We start from the raw sequence: 21,901 nt of genomic DNA, 5'->3' as shown, positions 1-21,901 counted from the left end.
GCCTTATGAAAATAGTTTACCTACCCATTTTATTTTTATTGATACTGTTCGGGCAAAGTTGCGGCTTTGACAAAGGAAATTGTGGTGGCACTCCAGGCACCTATTACTTTTACTTAAAAGAAGCATCCATTAAACAAACACCTTACTTTACTAACAAAGCATTTGATACCATTAGTTTTGCCAGCGACAAGGGAGATACGTTAACCTTTGTAAAAACCAAAACCGATACCTTGTGGTATGAAGAGCCAGGTGATGGTTCACCGGACTTTGGTTATGCTACTAATAGATACCAACAAATTCGAAATATCTATGCTACCATTAAAGGAAATGGAAAATTTGAGGTGAGGCATAGTTTGAAAATGGAACAAGCATTTACCAATATAATTAGTATAAAATTTAACAATATAAATTTTGTAATTGATGAAGCTTGGCTTAATCCTTCTTTTGGATATGCTTATTATATAGGTAACTATCCAATGAATAATAAAACCTATACCAATGCTATTTTTGCTTATTCTACATTAGGTGATACCACAAGTAACAGCATTATTATAAATAAAGATTTTGGTTGCATTGTATTCAATGATAAGTTTACAAATACAAAATTCTACTTACAGTAATAGTTAAGAATAAACAAAGAAATAAAAGCCTTTACCTTATGAATACAATACATCTATCCATTTTATTTTTATTGATATTGTTCTCCCAAAGCTGCGGCAAAGAAACAGATGGCTGTCCTCAGTCCACCAACGATTTTTATAATTTAACAGACGAAGAAAAAAGTAAAATACCTTATACAGGTAACGACACCTTGGTATTTGTAAGCAATGAAGGTGATACTGCTACGTTGATAGGACAGGGTAAAAAACAAAATTATAAGAATATAACAGTATCATTAGGTAACCCTGATTGTGGGGGAACTCATTCTGAAAATTATGATAGGATTGAATATAATTTTACTTCAAATAATACTAAGTTAAATCCAATAAATATAATTGTTTATAGAGCAACTGATCCTAATAGTTATGTTGTTTATTATGATTTTGCAATAAATGGAATTAATAAATTCCAACAAACCAGTAAATTCATTTATAATGAAATGAATTATTTAGATTCTATAAAAATTAATGAAATCTATGTTCCTTATATAAATATAAGATCTTATACAAATCCTTCTAATAAAATTTACTATTCAAAAGATAAAGGTATTATCCAAATTGATTTAGACACTTTGACTTATAAAAAATCATGAAATATTCTTTAATAATTTTTTTGTTTGTACTGTTTGTTTACGATAGTAAGTCACAACCAACAGAAACCATTGCAGGTAGATACGAAGACAATGGTTTTTGACTGGAACATCCTTATAAAATATTTAATACAATTATAATGGTTAATTAAAAACCAGTTTAATACATTTGATAAAACCCTTACCTTATGAAAACTATATACCTATCCGTTTTATTACTACTTATCTTATTCTGGCAAAGTTGCGGCAAAGAAACAGATGGCTGCCCTCCATCCACCAACGATTTTTATAATTTAACAGATGAAGAAAAAAGCAAAATACTCTATACAGGTAGTGATACTTTGGTATTTATAAGTAATCAAGGCGATACAGCCACCCTAATAGGACAAAGTAAAAAACAAACATATAAAAACATAACGCTTCCCCTTGGGAACCCAGATTGTGGGGGGACTAATTCTAAAAATTACGAACAGATTAAATATGATTTTACTTCAAGCAATACAAAGTTAAGTGAGATTAATTTATTAATTAGGAGAGATGATGACGAATATCAATATAGCTGTTATTATGATTGGTTATTGAATAAACAAAATAAGGTAGGTGTTGATGCTTTAGCCCTTAATGATACAAATTATTACAATGATATAGTAGTCTTGAAATCAATTCCAATTAAATGTTTTAGGATAAGAGGAGGTGGGGCTGACTCAACCACTTATATTTTTTATAATAACAAACTTGGCGTTGTGAAAATCGCATTAAATGAATTAGTTTACTTAAAGAAATGAAAAACATAATCATATTAATTGCTTATTGCTTAATTAGTAAGTTATTAAGTGCACAGCCAACCGAAACCATTGCAGGCAGATATGAAGACCATGGTTTTTGGCGGGAACATCCTTATACCATGTTTAATAAAAGAAAGGACAATTGGAATTTACAGAATGAATTAGAAAAGATTAGAAATTTAATTTATGCTGGACAACCTTTACCTACCAATGATGTTACAGAATTTTATGCGAAATTGTATTCAGAAATATACGCTACAGCTCAATTACCAGAACCAGTCGGTGGTTCTGCTGCTGATAAAACAACCAACCCCCATGCTGCATGGACTAAAAACAATGCCATTGTTTATTTAATTGGTATAAAGTATCATAAAGTAGGTGCTAATCATGTTTTTGAACCCATGACTGACCCTACTTTGAAACAGTATTTCAGAGATCATGCTACTACGGGTATGCGTAATTTAAAAACCAATATAATAAGTTGCTGGGGTGGAGAAGATTGTGGACTTTTAATAAACAGAGCGCAGGAACTGATAGGATATGCCCAGGCTTACGATATACTTAAATGTACCGATGCCTACCCAACTGACGACAGAAACGATGGGCCTACCAGTGGAAGAAATAGACTGAGGGAGCTTACAAGGAACTTTCACACCGCTGCTTTTGCCGTAATAAACAGCAGTACGGGTTGGAAAAAAAACCATGGTATTATAGCCTGTAGCGCATTGGGTACAGCGGCTTTGGTGTTAAACGATGCAGGTGTGAGCAATTCCTTTTTAATGGATTTTTGGGGTGCTATTTTATCTGTTATTTCTTTTGGTGGGGCCAATAATCCTACAGGCTATAGCCCTATTAACTGGATGGAGCGTTCTTTGGGTACTACTGGAGGTAATGGTATTTTAATGGGCGAAGATGGCATAGAAGATAATTTATTTATTGGCAGACATGCCTTTGCTTTTGACAACGTACCCCAAACCAGCCATGACGGTACAGCGGGTTATGCAGAGGGGCCTGGTTACTTTATATATGTATTGTATAGCTTATTGCCTTATATGCGTACCATGGGTAATTTTATTCCGGACTGGAATAAAAAGCTATTATGGGATGAAAGGTATCAAACCCTGCTTAAATCGTATAAAGCTATGCTTAATTCTGATGGCTCCATACCTACTTACGACAATACCGGAAGTCAAGAAAATAAAGGCAATTCAAATATATTGGGCGTTTTGGGTATGAAAGAGTGGTTAAGCAATCCATCAAGCGGAGGCTTAACAAATGGCAATTACGATTTACGGGGTGATTTTATATTAGCTATGGGCTTAGGTCTATCGGAAAAACCAGCCCCATACTATTTTAGTGAAAATGCGGGCAATATAATACTGCGCAACAATAGCAACAAAGCCCAGCATACCTTTCATATGCTGGCAGAAAAAGGCATAGCGGTCGATAAAATTTCGGGTACAGGCACTACCCACGAAGATGATGATTTGGGAAGCTTTATGATTTATGCAGGGGAGGAAAGCGGGCTATTAACGCCTTTGGCTATTGACCCTCCTTATTTTAATTGGGCACATGAGGCCAGAGAAACCAAGAGTTACTGGATGCACAATACAATAGAAATTGACGAGGGCCTTCCTGCAGAAAACAGGTTATATGTTAATCCGGTATATGAACTGAAAGACGATGGAAAAACAAGCCATATCCAACAATTTAATCTTACCTATTCCTTCGCTAATCTCTCACTTGATGTATTGCCCGATGCTATTAGGCGAAATGTAATAGCCGTAAACAATAGCGAAAATTTTTATTATATGATGAATGATTTTGTGGATGCATCAAGTACTACTGCAGATGATTTTCAGTATATAAAACTTAATTTAAATGGAAATGGAAATAAAGATTACAGAGATAGTGGGAGTAGTAACCCGAGTGTACCCTTTTCATTCCGAAAAACAAATAATTTATACCGGTGGACATATGCTTGCGGGAGTGCTAATTGGGGTTTAACCGCCCATGTTTCGGCTTTAAATAACAATGTTTCGGGTAAAAATTATTGGGAAGATTATTATACCGTTAATTCAAATCTTAGCGATGGAACACGAGGCCAGAGTATTTCAGGTGATTACCATACCCGTTTACGTATTCACCAACCTGTCAAAAAAACAATATTTCAGTCCTTTCTCTTCCCGCAAAGGTGTGCTGATTCACTGCCCACGGTAACCAAAGAAGAAACAGCAGACCATGTAACAACCTCTATCAGGTTTATAAACAGCACAGACACTTCCATAACAGCAAAATTTACAGGTAAAAATACGCCACCTAACCCAAGTAAATCTATTAATGACACCGCTTCACACTTTCATTTTACCCGTTGGGATGGTAATGTGGCTGATAGCGTAAGCAATCCATTTAACTTACCAAGCCATAGTACTTATAAAATAAAACTGGATGCACAACAAGCCTTTGTAAAACGCAATACGCTTGCTTTTAATGCCAATGGCTATAAATACTGCGAACCTACTTATGCCAACATCAGGTACGTAAGTATAAACAATGGAACCTATATCAGCTATAGAGATTCTGATTTAATAGCCTCTACCATTCCTGTAGATGCCTCTATTGGTTTTACCAAAAGATATACCTATACAGCGCGTATTAAAGCATTGAGTACCCCTGCAGGTACCGATAGTATTACTTTGTTTTTACCCGATGTAGGGCGCGGGGTTGATATGGTAGCACTGCAACCCAATATGGATACCATACCCAGCAGGTACGATTCATTGACAAAAGTATTGCACATGCTGATACCTGCCACGGAAACTGCTTTTTTTGTTACCGAAAAACAAAATTGCTTAAACTGTTATTTTCCGCCTACCTGGATGAAAATAGACAGCACTTTTGATATGGACGAAGGACATAAAGAAACCCTGGGCAATAAACTAACCGTACAATATCCAAAGGGTTTATTGCGCATTAGCAATAGCTCAAAAATAGATATGTGCGAGGGCGTTTATTTACAAAACAAAGACTCCATTATAATAGAAGGACCTTGCCAAACCAAAGCCTATGAACATAAAACCTGCAATGGGGTAGATTCGTTAGTAGCTCCTTTCAGCAATAATAGTGCTATTATTATTACCCCCGGAAGCGCCTTGGTGTTAGAGCCAGGCAGCCACACTTATATAAAAAATGGAGGAGGTATTTATGTAAGGCAAAATGGCTCCTTAATTATAAAAGCAGGTGCTTTTGTACAAATAGGCGATAGCGGTAATTGCAGCCAGGGTTGGGGAGAAATAATAGCAGAGCCGGGTGCGTATGTACATATAGAACCAGATGCACATATAGAATACCGAAAAACCGCAGGCGACACCACGGACAGAAATATGTTTTTAATTCCCGTAACAAGTCCACCGGGCACCGCTCAGGAGGGTGTTTACTTTGCTATTAAAACCATATTGCAAACTGATACCATTTTACCCGATACCAACCATGCCTTTTTTACTTATCCTATTTGTGGTTTAGATACGACCACACCCTTTGTAAACAAAGAGTGGGGTTATACCAATTTTGCCAAGCCCTTTGCTACGTTTCAGTCACGTAACGATACCTTATGCCCGGGAGAGCCATTGCACATTAAACTAAACAGGATGTTGAACGATGCACGCTACCAAATTAAGGTATGCCGTATGGATAGTATATTGAACGCTCACCAAATTTGGGTAGATACTTGTATTACCGATACCATAGTACAAGATAGTATATTACCCGACCCGGTTTGCAAAGAACCAAGAAATGCACCCGATGAATGGACTTATTATTTTGACCCCGGCACTACCCATCGTGTAACCATATCAGCCTGGAATGACTGTGGTGTTTTGCACGATACCGTAGCCTATATTTATGCAGCAGAAGCACCGATTTTTACAGTGAGCGTACCAAGTACCGTTTGCGAAGGTATTGGTACTTTTTATGCAACCATTTCCGACTTAAATAACCAAATGGTAAGGTATGCGCTGGAGGTAACAGAAAAACAAGACAGCATTGTTTTATATAGTCCGCGTAACATATTGATGCCAACATACTCTAAAACAGATTATGGTTATTTACCCGATACTATTGGCTTTGAAGATTACTTTTTTAAAGGAGGAAAAGCCTATTACATTACACTCACCATTGAAAACGATTGCGGTACCTATACCCAATACGATAGTGTTACAGTACCATCGGGCGTAAATATTATTTTAGAAAGACCAACCGCTTATGCCCAACCTATTAATGGGGCAACAGCCGTAAAATTACATGGTTATATAAGTGCTGCCGATAGCTTTAGATGGGAACCCGCTACATGGCTCGATTCAAGCACAAGCTTAACCCCTATAAGTAGCCCACTGGATAGCATAACCTATGTTTTAATAGCTAAAAATGGTACTTGCACGGCTACAGATACGGCACATATTAAATACAACCGATATGCCAATGCGGGTTATAACGATACCCTTTGTTTTGACAGTGCACACAGTTCAGAAACATTGCTTGGGTTTCCATATGATATGACTTTGTTATTAGGTATGCTTAACTATTACGATGCCACCCAATTTATGACTTACTATGGTAACCATAATACAGGCAATAGCCCTACTTACTTCCGTTACTTTACCCATTTTATGCATTATAGTTCTTTTGCAGCTTCAGCTTCTTCGTGCCCTACCGATTTGTATAATTTATTTACGAATGCAGTACAAAAAGAGTTGTTTTTTAAGGAGCATTGGTATCAAACCTATTATACTAATTTTACCCAATTTAGCGACCCCTCATTGAGCTCTTTAGATTATTTTAAAAGCAGCGTATTAAGTAATACCGATTTAAAAGACCACTTAGACAGTTTAGATAATTGGGGTAATATAGACCCCTGCATGGATAATATACTGAATGCTTATGATGATTTTGTAGCCAATCATTTCAATGAAATTACTACTGCCTGGAGTAAAATAACCGATAACGATACCGTGTCATTAGGTAGTTGGAATAATTATTTTGTAGCTAAAGACAGTCCTGTAAAATCATCAAAATATATACTTTCAGTTATAACAGCAAGTACCGCAGAAATTGATGAAATAACCATCTTACTGGATACTGCTTTAAACCCAGTATTCACTCAATCATTAACACTTGACAGTACTGTTTATTTTACCAACTATACGGAGCCTAATACCAGCACCGCTTCCTTTATTTGGGACTTTGGCGATGGAAGCACCAACAGTTATGATTATAATGCCATTCATACATTCCCCGCTTTTGATAGCAGCTATTTGGTTTGTTTGTGGGCTTCTAATTTGTGTGGTTCATGGAGCTATTGCGATACTGTGTATATAGATAGCTTGCACCAGGGAGGTAGTTTACGCACCATCAATACGACTAACAATACAATAGGAATGAACGATAAACAAACAACCACGAAAGAGCAGTTACAAAAACAGTTGCAAAGTGGTTTGCCGCCAATTGTATTGACTAACTATCCCAACCCTTTTGATAACAATACAATAGTTGAGTTTGAAATTTGGCAAAACTTTACCAAGGCCGAACTAAAAATTACCAATGTATTGGGTCAGGATATATATACCCAAAAAATTGATAAACCTATTGATAAGATAGAAATAGATGGCTCATTATTGGCCAATGGACTGTATTATTATGCCATAGTAATTGATGGTTCAGTAAAGCAAACCAAAACAATGAGTGTAATACATTAATAAGTACATTTTAGTTAATTAAAAAAGGCTGCTTAGTTTTAACTAAGCAGCCTTTTTTGTATATGCAATTGTTGTTTTATTCCAATAGTTTCTGACGAAGCATAAATTCTATTTGATCGCTCTCTATTTTGTATTGATCGCGTTCTTTACTTACATCTTCTAACTGGTCAGCTTTTGCTCTTATCTCTTCCTCTTCAAAATACTGTTTGCACGAAGCCTGTATAATAGCATCCAATCCTTCTTCATTCCAGGGTTTGGTTACATACTGGCATATTTTACCATCGTTAATAGCATTAACAGTATCGCTGTGGTCGCTATAACCGGTAAGCATAATACGTTTTGTGTTTGGAAACTTCCCTACTACCATTTTTAAGAACTCAACACCGGTAATTTCCGGCATTCTTTGATCTGAAATGACGATGAAAATGCCTTCTTCTTCTATTAATTGCAATGCATCAAGTGCTTTTGTGGTAACAAATACTTGATATTTAAAGCGGAATGTTGCTTTAAAAGCATGAAGATTGAATTCTTCATCATCCAAATAAAGAACTTTAATTTTCTCGTTTATATCAGATGTTTCCATAATTATTTATTTAACAGTGTTCAAAAGTATTTGTTTTAACAGTGACTTGTAAAACTATTTTCGAACAAAATTACACAAAAATAAATTAAAATAATTACCAATAATCATTTTAATTTGATATTTTAAAATATGGAGCACCTTCAATTGAACGCACAAATATTTAATAAGCTTAATTCCAGTGAAGCAGGGGAACTACAAAGATTAATTACTGAAAAAAAACCTACCATTTTTGACGAGATATACAGCCAATTACGCGAATTAATTAAATCAAAACACCCTAAAGTTAAATTAAAAGACGATGAATATGAAGCCCTGATTAATCAGCATTTACAGGGTATTCCATTAACAGATTATGGCGTTTGGGTTTATTATAGCTGGAGCAACAGATTGGTGCATTTATTGGGAGAAGAAGAGTTTATTTTAGTTAGAACAAACAGAAATCAATATAAAATTACCCCGGAGGAGCGTGAAGTTTTATCGTTAAAGAAAATTGGTGTAATAGGCTTGTCAGTTGGCCAAAGCATAGCGTTAACCATGGCTATGGAAAGAACTTTTGGCGAATTGCGCTTAGCCGATTTTGATTTGCTAGAATTAAGCAATTTGAACAGAATTAGGTCAGGTGTACATAATTTAGGAATTTCTAAAGTAACCATGGCTGCGCGTGAGATTGCGGAGATGGATCCATTTTTAAAAGTAGTTTGTTTTCCGGAGGGTTTAACCCATGATAATATGGATACCTTTTTTAACGAAGGAGGCAAACTTGATTTATTGGTGGATGAGTGCGATGGGTTAGATATTAAGATTCAATGCAGGTACAAAGCACGCGAACTGGGTATACCCGTAATAATGGATACAAGCGATAGGGGAATGATGGATATAGAAAGGTTTGATTTAGAACCTGACAGACCTATATTACATGGACTTGTTGGCGATTTAGACCCCAAAAAAATAGCCGGTTTAACCAACGAGCAAAAAATACCTTATATATTGCCTATGGTTGGCGCAGATACTATTTCAACGCGTTTAAAAGCAAGTATGTTGGAGGTAGAGCAAACTATTACTACCTGGCCACAATTAGCTTCCTCAGTAGCATTGGGCGGTGCTTTAGGAACGGATGTAGCCAGAAGAATTTTACTCAATCAGTTACATGCATCAGGTAGGTTTTATATTGATTTGGAAGAGTTGATTGCCGATGAAAAACCAATTGGTAACACAGATACATATAATCCTATTGATGAACCGAAGGAAAATGGCTTGGATTATTTTGCCAACCTGCAACATCCGGAAGTAACATTAACAGAGCATAAGGAAGATGTTAGCTTAGCTATTTTAAAACCAATGGTAGAAGCTGCCTGCCATGCACCGAGCGGAGGCAATATGCAACCCTGGAAATGGATATGGAAAAACAGTACGCTGTATTTATACCACGAAGTATCAGCCTCTTATTCCTTTTTAGATTATAAGCATTTAGGTAGTTATATTGGTTTTGGTGCAGCTATGGAGAACTTAAAAATAAAAGCAAGCGAAAATGGTCTAAAACCTATTGTTAAAACGTTTGTTCCAAACAGTACCAATAACTTAATAGCAGCTATACAGTTTGAAAAAAGTAATACCCCTAAAGATGATTTATTACCATCCCTTTTTGTAAGAGGTACGAATAGAAAAGTAGAAGCCAAACAAGCTTTAAGTTCAGATACGCTTGAAGCATTAAACAAAGAAATTGCCTCTTTAAATGAAATAAGTTTAAAGTGGATAAGCGATACGAATGATTTAACAAAAGCGGCTGAAATTATAACCACAACAGATATGTTAAGGGTATTGCATCCGCAAGGGCATTACGATCTTTTTGTAAAAGAATTACGCTGGAATAAAGAGCAAACAGAAAGCACCGCTGATGGTGTTGATATAGAAACAATGGAATCAAGTGCCAGCGATAGAGCAGGTTTACTTTTAGCATCTGATGAAAAAGCCATTGCCTATTTACGCAACTGGAACATGGGTACAGGTTTTAAAAAAATATCGGCAAAGGGCGTTATTAATTCATCGGCTATTGGTTTAATCACTGCTTCGTCAGATGAGGCTATGTCATACATAAACGGAGGCTCAGCCTTACAACGTATATGGATTAAAGCCAATCAATCAGGCCTTTGTTTTCAGCCAATTTCAGCTTCTTTGTTTATGTTTGCACGATTAGCTAATGAAAATGAAAGTACATTTAATAAGCATTCTAAAGCCTTAATGCTCAAAATGTATGAAGAATTTAAGGCCTTGTGGCAATTAAATAGTAAGGAAACTGCTATTTTTATGTTTAAGTTGCATATTGCAGGAGAGCCTACTGCACGGTCATTAAGGAAACCCATAGAAAAACAATTTTATTACCATATGTAATAAAAAAAATATATGCTAAGAATTAGAGCGTTTAGAGCAATTGACGATGAGGCAACATGTGAACTTTTTGCCGAAGGTCATAAAAATGTTTTGCTGGATTATGGCATTACAAAGGTGACGACATCTAATAAATCATGGTTTTACAATCCGGGTGTTTATGTTGTTATTATTGAGAGTGAAGATGGAAAAACGATATTTGGAGGAGAAAGAATACATATAGCCAATGATTATGCTCCGCTTCCTTTAGAAGATGCGATAAAAGTGGTTGACGAACGCGTACTAAACTTGGTGAATGAATATAAAAGTTATGGTACCGGTGAGTTATGCGGACTTTGGAATTCGAAGTATATTGCAGGAAGAGGATTAAGCCAGATATTAACAAAAGTGGGTGTTTCTTTAGCCCGACAATTAGCATTAAAATCTTTATTTGTATTATGCGCCCCCTACACTGTTAAAATGTGTCAAATGGCCGGTTTCGAAATTGAAGATAAAATAGGTAAAAATGGAACCTTTAATTACCCTAAACTTGATTTGGTAGCTACCGCATTAAAAATCGAAAATTTATCAGACTTATCATCAGCCGACCCCAAGTTTTTAGATGATATTAACTCAATGGTAGGCAAACCAAATCAAAATATAATACATGTTGGTGAGAGTATGGTATTTGACATTAACTTACAACTTGAACTAAAAATAATTAATCATAACATTTATGCTAATAAGTAAGACAAAGTTTTTATTTTTAATCTTTTTATTGGCTTTTTTTATAAATGTCAGTGCGCAGCAAACTATAGTTATTGATAATGCGAACATGAATGAGATAAATTTAGCTGATAAAACAGAATTTTATGCAGATTCTCTTCACGCTGAAAACGTATCAACTATAAATTTAAAGCAGGGTTTTATTAAATCAGACAAAGATTTTCTCAATTTTAAAATAACAGAAACCACCATTTGGTTACGATTTAAACTGGAAAATAAATCAGATATAAATAATTTTAAGCTTTCAATTGATCAACTAAATATAGATGAGGTAATATTATTTGAAGAAAACAATGGAAGTTTAAACCAAATTACGGAAAGCAGAGGAAGTTTAAGTCAGTTTTTTACTGCTAAACAAGTTCCGGCTTTTGTTTATAATCTGGCTATAGATAAAAATAACAGTAAAACATATTATTTTAAAATAAACAATTCAGGCCAATTATTTGTACCCCTTTATTTACGGAGTGAGGAAGAGTATGGTAGTGTTTGGTTATTAAAATTTATCATTTTCGGGTTTTACGTTGGAATTATTTTAGCCCTGTTTTTTTATAATCTGTTCCTTACAGTAACCATAACTGACGATAAAAAAAGCTATATATGGTATTTGTTACATACCATATTTATTTTGTTAACCCAAGCTAGTTTTCAAGGTTATTCAACATTATTTATTTGGCCTTCAAACGTATTTCTGGCAAAGAATGGCATTTACCTATTTACCTGTTTGGTAAGTATTACCGGAATTGAATATGCAAAAGCATTTTTGAGAACAAAAGAAGTTTTACCAAAAGTAAATAAAGGGTTAACACTTTTTCATCCCTTATATTTTGTAATTATCATATTAAGCATAATGGGTAAATACAATTTAGCGTATGAACTTTTGCAACCAATACAAGGTTTAGTTGCTATTTATATGCTGTATATATCTCTTAAATTAGTAATTAGAAAATCGCGGTTGGCGATGTTTTACTTTATTTCATGGTCAGTATTATTTGTTTCCATTATATTATTTGTGTTAACCAACTTAGGTATTTTGCCTTACAATATATTTACATCACAAATACTTTTATATGGTAGTGCGGTACAAGTTATATTGTTAAGTATAGCACAGGCCGATAAATACAATATTTTAAAAATTCAAGAACAAGAAACCAAAGAAGAAGCCGTTAGAGTTGCGTTGTTAAATGAAAAAATGACCAGAGAGCAAAACGTGGTTTTGGAAGAAAAAGTAAAAGAACGTACCAGTGAATTAGAGAATGCCAATACACAGCTAACAGATACACTAACCGTTTTAAAGGAAACACAGATTCAGTTAGTGGAGAAAGAAAAAATGTCGTCACTGGGTCAGCTAACGGCAGGTATAGCGCATGAAATAAACAACCCTATTAATTTTGTTTCGTCAAACATCAATCCGTTGAAACGCGATGTAAAAATGTTGGTGGAGTTAATGGACAATGTAGAAGGAGTGGTCAAATCAGAGATAACACAGGAAGAGAAGGTAAAATCAATTAATAAGTTGAAGGCAAATGTGGAGTACGATTATTTGAAAACCGAGATTGACTTTTTACTGAAAGGAATAGGAGAGGGCGCAAGCAGAACGGCCGAAATAGTAAAAGGCTTAAAAGTATTTTCTCGTTCCGATGAGTTTGAAACAAAATTTGCCGATGTGCACGAAGGTATCAACAGTACTTTGGTATTGGTGAATAATCAGCTGGGTGGTAAAATTAAAATTGAAAAATATTACAATGCGCCAACAGGTGTTATAGAGCATTATCCGGGTAAGTTAAACCAGGTATTCATGAATTTATTCAGCAACTCTATTTATGCCATTACTAAAAAATGGGGTGAAAAACTGGGAGGTTTAATTACCGTTGAAACCAAAGTAGAAGGCGATAAGTTTATCATGACTATTAAGGATAACGGAATAGGAATGGATACAGAAACAGTCAATAAAATGTTTGACCCGTTCTTTACCACCAAAGAAGTGGGTGAGGGTACCGGTTTAGGGATGTCCATTGTGTATAAAACCATTGAAATGCACGAAGGCAAAATAACCGTATCAAGCGTGGTGGGCGAAGGAACCGAGTTTACCATTGCCATTCCTAACAGGCTGAACAGGTAGTTTAGTTTTTATAAGCGATTTATGAGGTATTTATGCCCCTGTTTCACATCTATTTATTTATTGTTTCAGTCCTTACTGTAAAGGGCTGGCCTGTTTTACTAAAGTCATTACTTTTTTACTAGAATATTAAGCTATTGGCATTATTTTCGCCCATCGAAAGCAAATTGTTTAATATGAAAAAAATAATCAAAATAAGTTTTATTGTAATTGGCGTTTTACTATTGGCTGCTATTGCATTGCCATTTATGTTTAAAGGCAAAATATTAGCCATGGCTAAAGAAGAAGCCAACAAAAGTATCAATGCAAAAGTTTCATTCAGCGATGATATAGGCTTAAGCCTCTTCAAATCGTTTCCTAATTTTACGGTATCCATTAAAGATTTCAAATTAGTTGGTATCAACGAATTTGAAGGTGATACCCTGATTGCTTTAAATGAATTGGAAGCTACACTTGATATAATGAGTGTAATAAATGGCGGACAAATACAAATAAGAAAAGTATTTTTAGATGAGCCCCGTATACATGCTATTGTGTTAAGTGATGGTAAAGCCAATTGGGATATAGCCAAACCTTCAGCCGATACGGCACAACAAACACCAAGTGCTGAACCTTCAAAGTTTGATGTATCGTTAAAAGTATTTGAAATTAAGAATGGTTATATCAGTTATATTGACAAAGCCGGTAATATGAGTAGTGAAATAGAAGGGATGAACTATACCTTAAAAGGCGATTTTACCCAAGATTTATTTACCATGAACCATGATTTAGATATAACAAAACTAACTTATGCAATGGCTAATATCAGTTATTTAAGTAAAGTACATGCCACCGTAAAGGCCGAAGTAGAAGCCAATATGAAAGACATGAAATTTACCTTTAAAGACAACCAGTTTGGCTTAAATGATTTGATGTTTGGCATGGATGGTTTCGTAGCCATGAATGGTGACGACATCAATATGGATATAAAGTATGCAGCTAAGAAAAACGATTTCAAAGATTTCCTTTCTTTGATTCCTGCTATTTACAGCTCATCGTTTAAAGACATTCAGTCAAAAGGAAAATTAGGCTTTGATGGTTTTGCAAAAGGAACTTATAATGACAAGCAGTTACCTGCCTTTGCCTTTAATTTATTGGTAGAGCAAGGATGGTTTAAATACCCTGCATTACCTGCACCTGTGGAGAACGTAGGTATTAAATTAAGTGTTACCAATCCCGATGGTAATTTAGACAATACCAAAATTGATTTATCAAGCTTACATTTTGAGCTGCAAGGCGATCCGTTTGATGCTAAATTATTAGCTACAAACCCAATAAAAGACCCATTTATAGATGCGCAATTAAAAGGTAAATTGAATTTAAATAATATAGTGAAAATTGTGCCTATGCCCGAAGGAACTAAGCTAGGCGGATTAATTACTTCCGACTTTGCAGCCAAAGGAAAAGTAAGTGCTATTGAAAATAAAGATTTCGAAAACTTTAGTGCAAGCGGAACCATTGCAGCCAGTGGTATTACCTACCAATCAAAAGAGTTACCACAGGGTATGAATTTAAAAACCGCTGTATTGGCATTCAATCCTAAGTTAGTTACCTTAAGTAATTTTGATGCTACCATAGGCAATAGCGATATGCAAATGAATGGCGATTTAAGTAACTTTTTCCCATACTTTGTTGGAAAAGGTACCCTTGTTGGAAACCTGAACTTTAAAAGTAATGTAATGGATGCTAACCAGTTTTTAAGCAAAGAAGAAGCCAAACCAACTAATGCCGCTGCCGATACAGCCGGTATGAGCGTAGTGGAAATTCCTGCAGGCATTGATTTTACATTAACCAGCAGCATTGGCAAATTACTTTACACCAATATGGAGATTACCAACTTTAAAGGAGCTGTAAAAGTAGCCAACCAAAAATTAGCCTTTAATAAAATAGGTTTAAACCTGTTAGGCAGTACCATGAGCATGGATGGTTATTACGAAACAACCAATCCTAAAAAACCAACGGTTGATATGACTTTTGGTATAAAAGATTTAGATATTCAAAAAGCATTTGCAACCTTTAACACCATTAAAAAAATAGCACCAATTGCGGAGAAAATGAAAGGTACATTCAGCACTACCGTATTTAAATTTACAACTGAATTAGACAGTAAAATGAAACCCGTGTACGATAAGTTATATGCATCGGGCGACTTACAAATACCGCATGCTTCGGTAAGCGATGTAGAAGTATTTAATAAATTAGCCGATGCGTTGAAACGCGATGAATTACGCAAGCTGGAACTAAACAATGTATTGGTTAAATACGAAGTAAAAGGAGGCAGAGTATACACCAAACCATTCCCGGTAAAAGTAGCAGGTAAAACATTAACCTTAGGTGGTTCAACCGGTTTAGACCAAACCATAGATTATACAGGAGCCATGGCTTTACCACGTAAAGATTTAGGTGGAGCCAATGCGGCCATTGATGGTGCATTAGCACAGTTAAACCAAAAAGGCGGAACCAATGTGAAGCTGAACGAAATAATCAATGTAGGTTTAACCATTGGCGGTACATTTACCAAACCAACTGTAAGCACCAATTTAGCCGATATTGCTAAAAACGAAGCAAGCAGTTTAAAAAACCAGTTAAGCGATGAAGTAAACCGCAAAAAGAAAGAGCTGGAAGACCAAGCCAGAGCTGAAGTGGAGAAACAGAAAAAAGAACTGGAAGCAAAAGGAAAAGCCGAAGCCGACAGATTGAAAAAAGAGGCAGAAGCCAAAGCAAAAGCCGAGGCCGATAAAGCTAAAAAACAACTGGAAGAAGAAGCCAAGAAAAAACTAAAAGGTTTGTTTGGTAAATAAGAATATAACCACATACTAAAAAGGCTGTTAACTCACAAGTTAACAGCCTTTTTTATGCTTGCGAAAATCAATTGCACAACAAACTATACACTCACAAAATAGCTGTGTTTATCAAGTTGTAAAAGGCAGTTACATTTGGATGTTATTTTTTAATTATAAATCAAACCAATTTTATGTTCAATAAATGTAAATCCTATATAAAGTATATACCTTTTTTATGGTTGTTTATACTTGTTTTTACTTTCAATCCCACGCAGATAAGTGCACAGCGAACTGCTGTTTACGAAGATGAAACCCGCATTTACCAAAGGGCTTTAGAGCTTTTTGACAAAGAAAAATATGCAGCCGCACAAAAACATTTTAACATGTTTGCTGAGCGTTGTAAAGACGAAGTGTATCTGGTAAACGCTAAATACTATGCAGCTACTTGTGCCATGGAATTAGCCAATACCGATGCAGTAAAACTGCTGTTAGCTATTGTTAAAAACTATCCACAATACAACAAAGCTGTGCTGGCTAAATACCAGTTGGGTAGGTACTATTACCGCAATAAAGACAACAAGAAAGCTGTGTTTTACTTAAACCAAGTTACCGAGGCCAGCTTATCAGGCAACGACTTACTGGAGTTTTATTTTGTAAAAGGCTACAGCAACTTTAAAATGGATCAGTTTGACGAAGCACAAAAAGCTTTTAAAAACATAAAAGACGAAAAGACCAAGTATTACGATGCCACCAATTACTACTACGGTTATGTAGCTTACAGGCAAAACAATTACGATGAAGCGTTAGATCATTTTGGACGCATAAAACACAACAAAACATTTGGTCCGTTAAGCAACGTATACGTAGCGCAAATTTACTTTGCTAAAAAAGATTACAATCAGGTAATAGCCTACTGCGATACCATAACCAATAAAGACGTGGCTATAGATGTAGCAGGTATGTTAGGGCAATCGTATTTTATTTTAGGCGACTACCAAAAGGCATTACCTTACCTGGAAAAATATACCAACGAAGCACCAACCGCACCAACCCGCAACGATTATTACCGCTTGGCTTATGCTTACAAAACCAATAAGCAATACGATAAAGCCATAGATAGTTATTTAAAAGTAACCGATGAAAAAGATACCTTAGCCCAGTATGCTTATCTGCAATTAGGCACCACCTATTTAGCGGTAGATAAAAAACCAAATGCACGCAGTGCTTTCGATAAAGCGTATGCTTTAGGTTTTATAAGCAAAATAAATGAGGAAGCATTGTTTAACTCCGCTAAGCTGGGTTACGATTTGTCGTCAAACACAGGGGCTTTAGCAGGCTTAAGCTCATTTATTGAAAAGTACCCTAAATCAACTTACATAACCGAAGCAAAAAGTTTAATCAGTAATTTATTGCTGACCAGTAAAAATTATAAAGAAGCCATTAGAATACTGGAAAGCATAGCCGATAAGGACGATAAAGATTTAACCATTTTACAAAGAGTATATTACTACCGTGCAGAAGAGCTGTATTTGCAAAACGACTACAAGCAAGCATCTGAGTATTTTAACAAAGTAATTGGTGCAGGCAGCTACGATAAGCAAATGGTGGGTTTAAGTCACTTTTGGTTAGGCGAAATGGCTTATAAAGAAACAGGTTATGCCAATGCCGTTATCCACTTTAAAAAAGCACAACAAATAGAAGAGTTTAAAGCCACCCGTTTTTACAATATATCATTATACAGCTTGGGATATGCGTATTTAAAAACCGAAGATTATAACAATGCCATAGAGTACTTTAAAAAATACGTAGAGCACGATGCACAAATGACCAACCCCGAAGTATATACCGATGCCGTAACACGTACCGCTGATTGTTATTTTGCCAGTGCCAATTACACCAAGGCTATAGAGTATTATAATTTAGTAATCAATAAAGATTTGAATGGCAGCGATTATGCTACTTACCAAAAAGCCATGATACAAGGTGTAATAAAAAAACCAAACGAAAAAATACAAACCCTGACCACCTTAATTGAGCGTTTTCCAAAATCAACATTTATTGACGATGCTATTTACGAAAGAGCTGATGAGCAATTAAAAAACGAAAACCTGAGCGAAGCTTTAAAAGGCTTTAACAATATAATCAATAACTATCCGCGTAGTGCCTTTATCAGGAAAGCGTATGTAAACAAAGGCTTAACCCTGTTTAATATGGGTAACGATGAAGAAGCCATTACAACCATGACCACTTTGGCTACCACCTATGGCGGTACCGATGAAGCAAGACAAGGTTTAGTCATACTGAAAAACATACTAGTGGGCAAAGGCGAAAGCGAAACCTATTTAAACATCATCAAAGGATTACCCAATGTAATAGAGTCAGCTTCGGCACAAGATTCATTAACCTTTCAGTCAGCCTTTGTAAACTACCAGGCAGCCGTAAATGCATTGCAGCAAAAAGATACCGTTAAAGCAGGTAAGGAATATGTGAAAGCCAGCAGGGGATTTGCCACCTACCTAACCCGTTTTGCCGGAGGTTACTTTACAGCAAAAGTATATTACTTCAAAGCCGAAAGCGATTACTATTTAAAAGCCTATGACGATGCATTGGTAGGTTATGAATATACCGCTAACAACATACGCAGCGACAATACCGAACGCAGTACACGTCAGTGTGCCGTTATTTATTACCTGCGTAAAAACTACGAAAAAGCATTTGAATACTATGCAGCCCTGGAGCGTATAGCCGGTAACAAAAACAATTTACAGGTAGCCTTATTAGGCCAGTTGCGCTGCGCCACCATATTACAAAAAATGGATACAGCCACACAAGTTTCCTTCCGCTATTTAAATTCAGGCATAGCCACCAAAGAAGGTTTGCAGGATGCCAAATTAAACATAGCCCGTTACTATATAAACAACAACAAGCCCGATAGCGCTTTACCCGAATTCAACTACCTGTTAAAAGAAAACAAAGGCACATCGCCCAATATAAATTTAGCCATAGCAGCCGAATCCAAATACAATATAGCCCTAATACAGTTTATACATAAAGACTATAAAGCCAGCACCAAAAGCATCAATGAGCTGAACGATACTTACAGTGCATTTGAAACATGGGTAGTAAAAGGTTTTATACTGATGGCCGATATCTACTGGGCACAAAAAGATTATTTTCAGGCCAAGGCAACCCTACAAAGTATAATAGACGAAACCAGTAAGCCCGATTTAAAACTAACAGCCGAAGAAAAGCTGAAACAGATAGAGGCCGAAGAGGCAGGCGTGAAAACCGATTTGAAAAAGAAAATAGAAGAGAGAGTAAAAAGCCGCGATTAATTATAGCCAAACACTTAAATCAAATTGACAATGAAAACTATTAAATTATATATCATTATAGCATTAAACCTGTTGGTTTTACAAGCCATTGCGCAGCAGGACACCTTACGCGATGGATTAAATGTTTCCGTAAGGTATGTACCCACCTTATCCGAATCCATCAAAATTCCGGTTAACCCAAACCCCGAGCAACCAAAAAGTACCAAGCCTACTTTTAACTATATGGTGCCCGATTTAAATACCAGTATAGAGCCAACCATTTATACCATAAAGCCCATTAGCTTAGGTACTATGTTATTGCCCAAGCTAAAAAACAATTATATGCGCTTAGGTTTTGGTAACTACTTAACCCCACTGGCCGAAATATATTACAACAGCGTACGCAACAAAACATGGAACAACGGTATATTCTACAAGCACCTTTCATCGACTGGCGATAGGGATTACAATAATTTTAGTAACAATACCATTGGCATGCATACCAAACGTATGTTCGATAAATCAGTATTGAGCGCTTCCGCTTTATATTACCGGAATGCTATATACAATTACGGTTATCCTGATGGCTTAGCCGTAAAAGAAGATACCCTTAAAAACATATACAATTTGTTCGATATCAATATCAGCTTAGAAAACTTAAAGGCTGATACCGCAAGCTTGAATTATAAAGTAGATGTAAACTATTATAACATAAGCAACAGCTACGATTTAACCGAACATAACTTTAAGCTGGGCGGCAACTTTAGCAAAAGCATTAGCGATATACCTTTTCAATTATATACTGCCATTAACAGCATAAGCAATATAAACAATGGCACCAGTATGCAACGCAGCACCTTTACCTTTAACCCACGTATAAACATTGGCGATGATAATTTCTATATCAAAGCAGGGTTTAACTACTCTTTGTTTGCCGATAGTACCGATGCCAAAAACTACTTTTATCCCGTAGCCGAAGCAGCCTACCACTTAATACCAAGCAAGCTGACTGTATTGGGTGGTGTTACCGGTAATTTACAAGTAAACACCATGCGCAGCATTACTACCGAAAACCCGTTTGTGCGTTATCCATCGTACCAAAATACCAATAACAAGTTTGAAATGTATGTAGGCTTAAAGGGCAACTTTGCCGATAACTTTAACTACGCCTTACATGCTTCCATTGCCAATATAGACGACCTATTGTTTTACATACAAGATACCTTTAACCGCCAAAAAACCATTTACGACAATGGCAACGTAACCCTGACTACTTTAAGTGCCGATGTGAGCTATCAGGTAGGGGAGAAATGGCGTTTAGGCTTGGTAAGCAAATACTATGGCTATAGCATGAGCAAGCTAGCCAATCCGTATAGCCGCCCAAGCACCGAAACCAAATTAAACACCACCTACAACTTAGGCGATAAGTTTTTACTGCGTGCCGATATATTTTATGTAGGCGAGCGTACAGGCGGTTTATCCAATCCAAATGCAGGTAATCAGGATGCCGTTTCAAAAATTAAGTTAGACCCGTTTGTTGATTTAAACATGGGTATAGATTACCGTTACAACAAAAGCATATCCATATTTATAAACCTGAACAATATGGCTGCCGCCCGTTACAAACGCTGGACCAATTACGATGTATATGGCTTCAACGGACTGGCCGGGGTAACACTCGTATTTTAACCCAATCAATAACCCGATAACAATAAAAAAGGCTGCCTCCAAAGGCAGCCTTTTTTTTGATATCACACCCTTTTACAAACAGACCGAAACAACAACCCAACGACCCCGAAGGGGTCAAATATCAATAACCCAACACCACAACCAATCTCCCGACCCCAACGGGGTCAAATATGAATAGCCAATAGCGTAACGACAAACGGTTATCCGACCCCGAAGCGGGTCGAATATTTATAACCAATACAATTGCCAGGTTTATTCGACCCCTTTGGGGTCGTATGTTTTTTGCAGTGAGCAGCATTTTTATTCATATTCGACTCCTCCGGAGTCGTTCCCTCCACATAAATGTTTCTGTATATTGAGCGAAGCCGAAATATACTCCACTAATAGTTCCCGACCCCAACGGGGTCAAATATGAATAGCCAATAGCGTAACGACAAACGGTT

General features: G+C 36.1%; 11 protein-coding genes. 10 read left to right on the top strand and 1 reads right to left on the bottom strand.

Going from position 1 to position 21,901, the window contains the following annotated elements; all coding sequences use genetic code 11:
• The 4 genes from V4538_15940 to V4538_15925 form a co-directional block, all read left to right on the top strand.
• A partial coding sequence (locus V4538_15940; GenBank protein MES2382539.1) for a hypothetical protein occupies window positions 1–620 on the top strand: 620 nt, incomplete at its 5' end.
• 38 nt (window positions 621–658) lie between these two features.
• Window positions 659–1,252: a hypothetical protein gene (locus V4538_15935; protein ID MES2382538.1), complete on the top strand. Its 594-nt coding sequence runs from the start codon at window positions 659–661 to the stop codon at window positions 1,250–1,252.
• A gap of 185 nt (window positions 1,253–1,437) precedes the next feature.
• Window positions 1,438–2,034 carry a hypothetical protein gene (locus tag V4538_15930; protein MES2382537.1) on the top strand — a complete coding sequence of 199 codons (597 nt, stop codon included), beginning with the start codon at window positions 1,438–1,440 and terminating at the stop codon, window positions 2,032–2,034.
• A complete protein-coding gene (locus V4538_15925; protein ID MES2382536.1) occupies window positions 2,031–7,784 on the top strand; it encodes a T9SS type A sorting domain-containing protein in 5,754 nt (1,917 codons plus the stop codon). Before V4538_15930 ends, V4538_15925 begins: the two co-directional genes overlap by 4 nt.
• A 76-nt stretch (window positions 7,785–7,860) precedes the next feature.
• Here V4538_15925 and V4538_15920 read toward each other — a convergent pair whose 3' ends face one another.
• Window positions 7,861–8,367, bottom strand: coding sequence for a response regulator (locus tag V4538_15920; protein ID MES2382535.1), 507 nt, complete (start codon window positions 8,365–8,367; stop codon window positions 7,861–7,863).
• Between the two features lie 129 nt (window positions 8,368–8,496).
• Between V4538_15920 and V4538_15915 the strand changes: the two genes are divergently transcribed.
• The 6 genes from V4538_15915 to V4538_15890 all read left to right on the top strand — a co-directional run bounded on the left by V4538_15915 (window position 8,497) and on the right by V4538_15890 (window position 21,458).
• Window positions 8,497–10,755, top strand: a complete 2,259-nt coding sequence (locus tag V4538_15915; protein MES2382534.1) for an Rv1355c family protein — start codon at window positions 8,497–8,499, stop codon at window positions 10,753–10,755.
• 12 nt (window positions 10,756–10,767) lie between these two features.
• Window positions 10,768–11,481 carry a hypothetical protein gene (locus V4538_15910; protein MES2382533.1) on the top strand — a complete coding sequence of 238 codons (714 nt, stop codon included), beginning with the start codon at window positions 10,768–10,770 and terminating at the stop codon, window positions 11,479–11,481.
• 85 nt (window positions 11,482–11,566) lie between these two features.
• Window positions 11,567–13,636 (top strand): 7TM diverse intracellular signaling domain-containing protein, encoded by a 2,070-nt coding sequence (locus tag V4538_15905; protein ID MES2382532.1) that lies wholly within the window; start codon window positions 11,567–11,569, stop codon window positions 13,634–13,636.
• Window positions 13,637–13,809: 173 nt separating this feature from the next.
• A complete protein-coding gene (locus V4538_15900) occupies window positions 13,810–16,473 on the top strand; it encodes an AsmA family protein (GenBank protein MES2382531.1) in 2,664 nt (887 codons plus the stop codon).
• Window positions 16,474–16,646: 173 nt separating this feature from the next.
• The gene (locus tag V4538_15895; GenBank protein MES2382530.1) at window positions 16,647–19,790 is read left to right on the top strand and encodes a tetratricopeptide repeat protein; all 3,144 of its coding nucleotides are present in this window, start codon (window positions 16,647–16,649) and stop codon (window positions 19,788–19,790) included.
• A gap of 30 nt (window positions 19,791–19,820) precedes the next feature.
• Window positions 19,821–21,458 carry a hypothetical protein gene (locus tag V4538_15890; protein MES2382529.1) on the top strand — a complete coding sequence of 546 codons (1,638 nt, stop codon included), beginning with the start codon at window positions 19,821–19,823 and terminating at the stop codon, window positions 21,456–21,458.
• Window positions 21,459–21,901 lie beyond the last annotated feature (443 nt).

This window comes from Bacteroidota bacterium, from assembly GCA_040388375.1.
GTDB lineage: Bacteria > Bacteroidota > Bacteroidia > UKL13-3 > UKL13-3 > JAAFJM01.
Note: the sequence above shows the minus strand (reverse complement) of the source record. Positions and strands in the feature narration are given on the sequence as shown.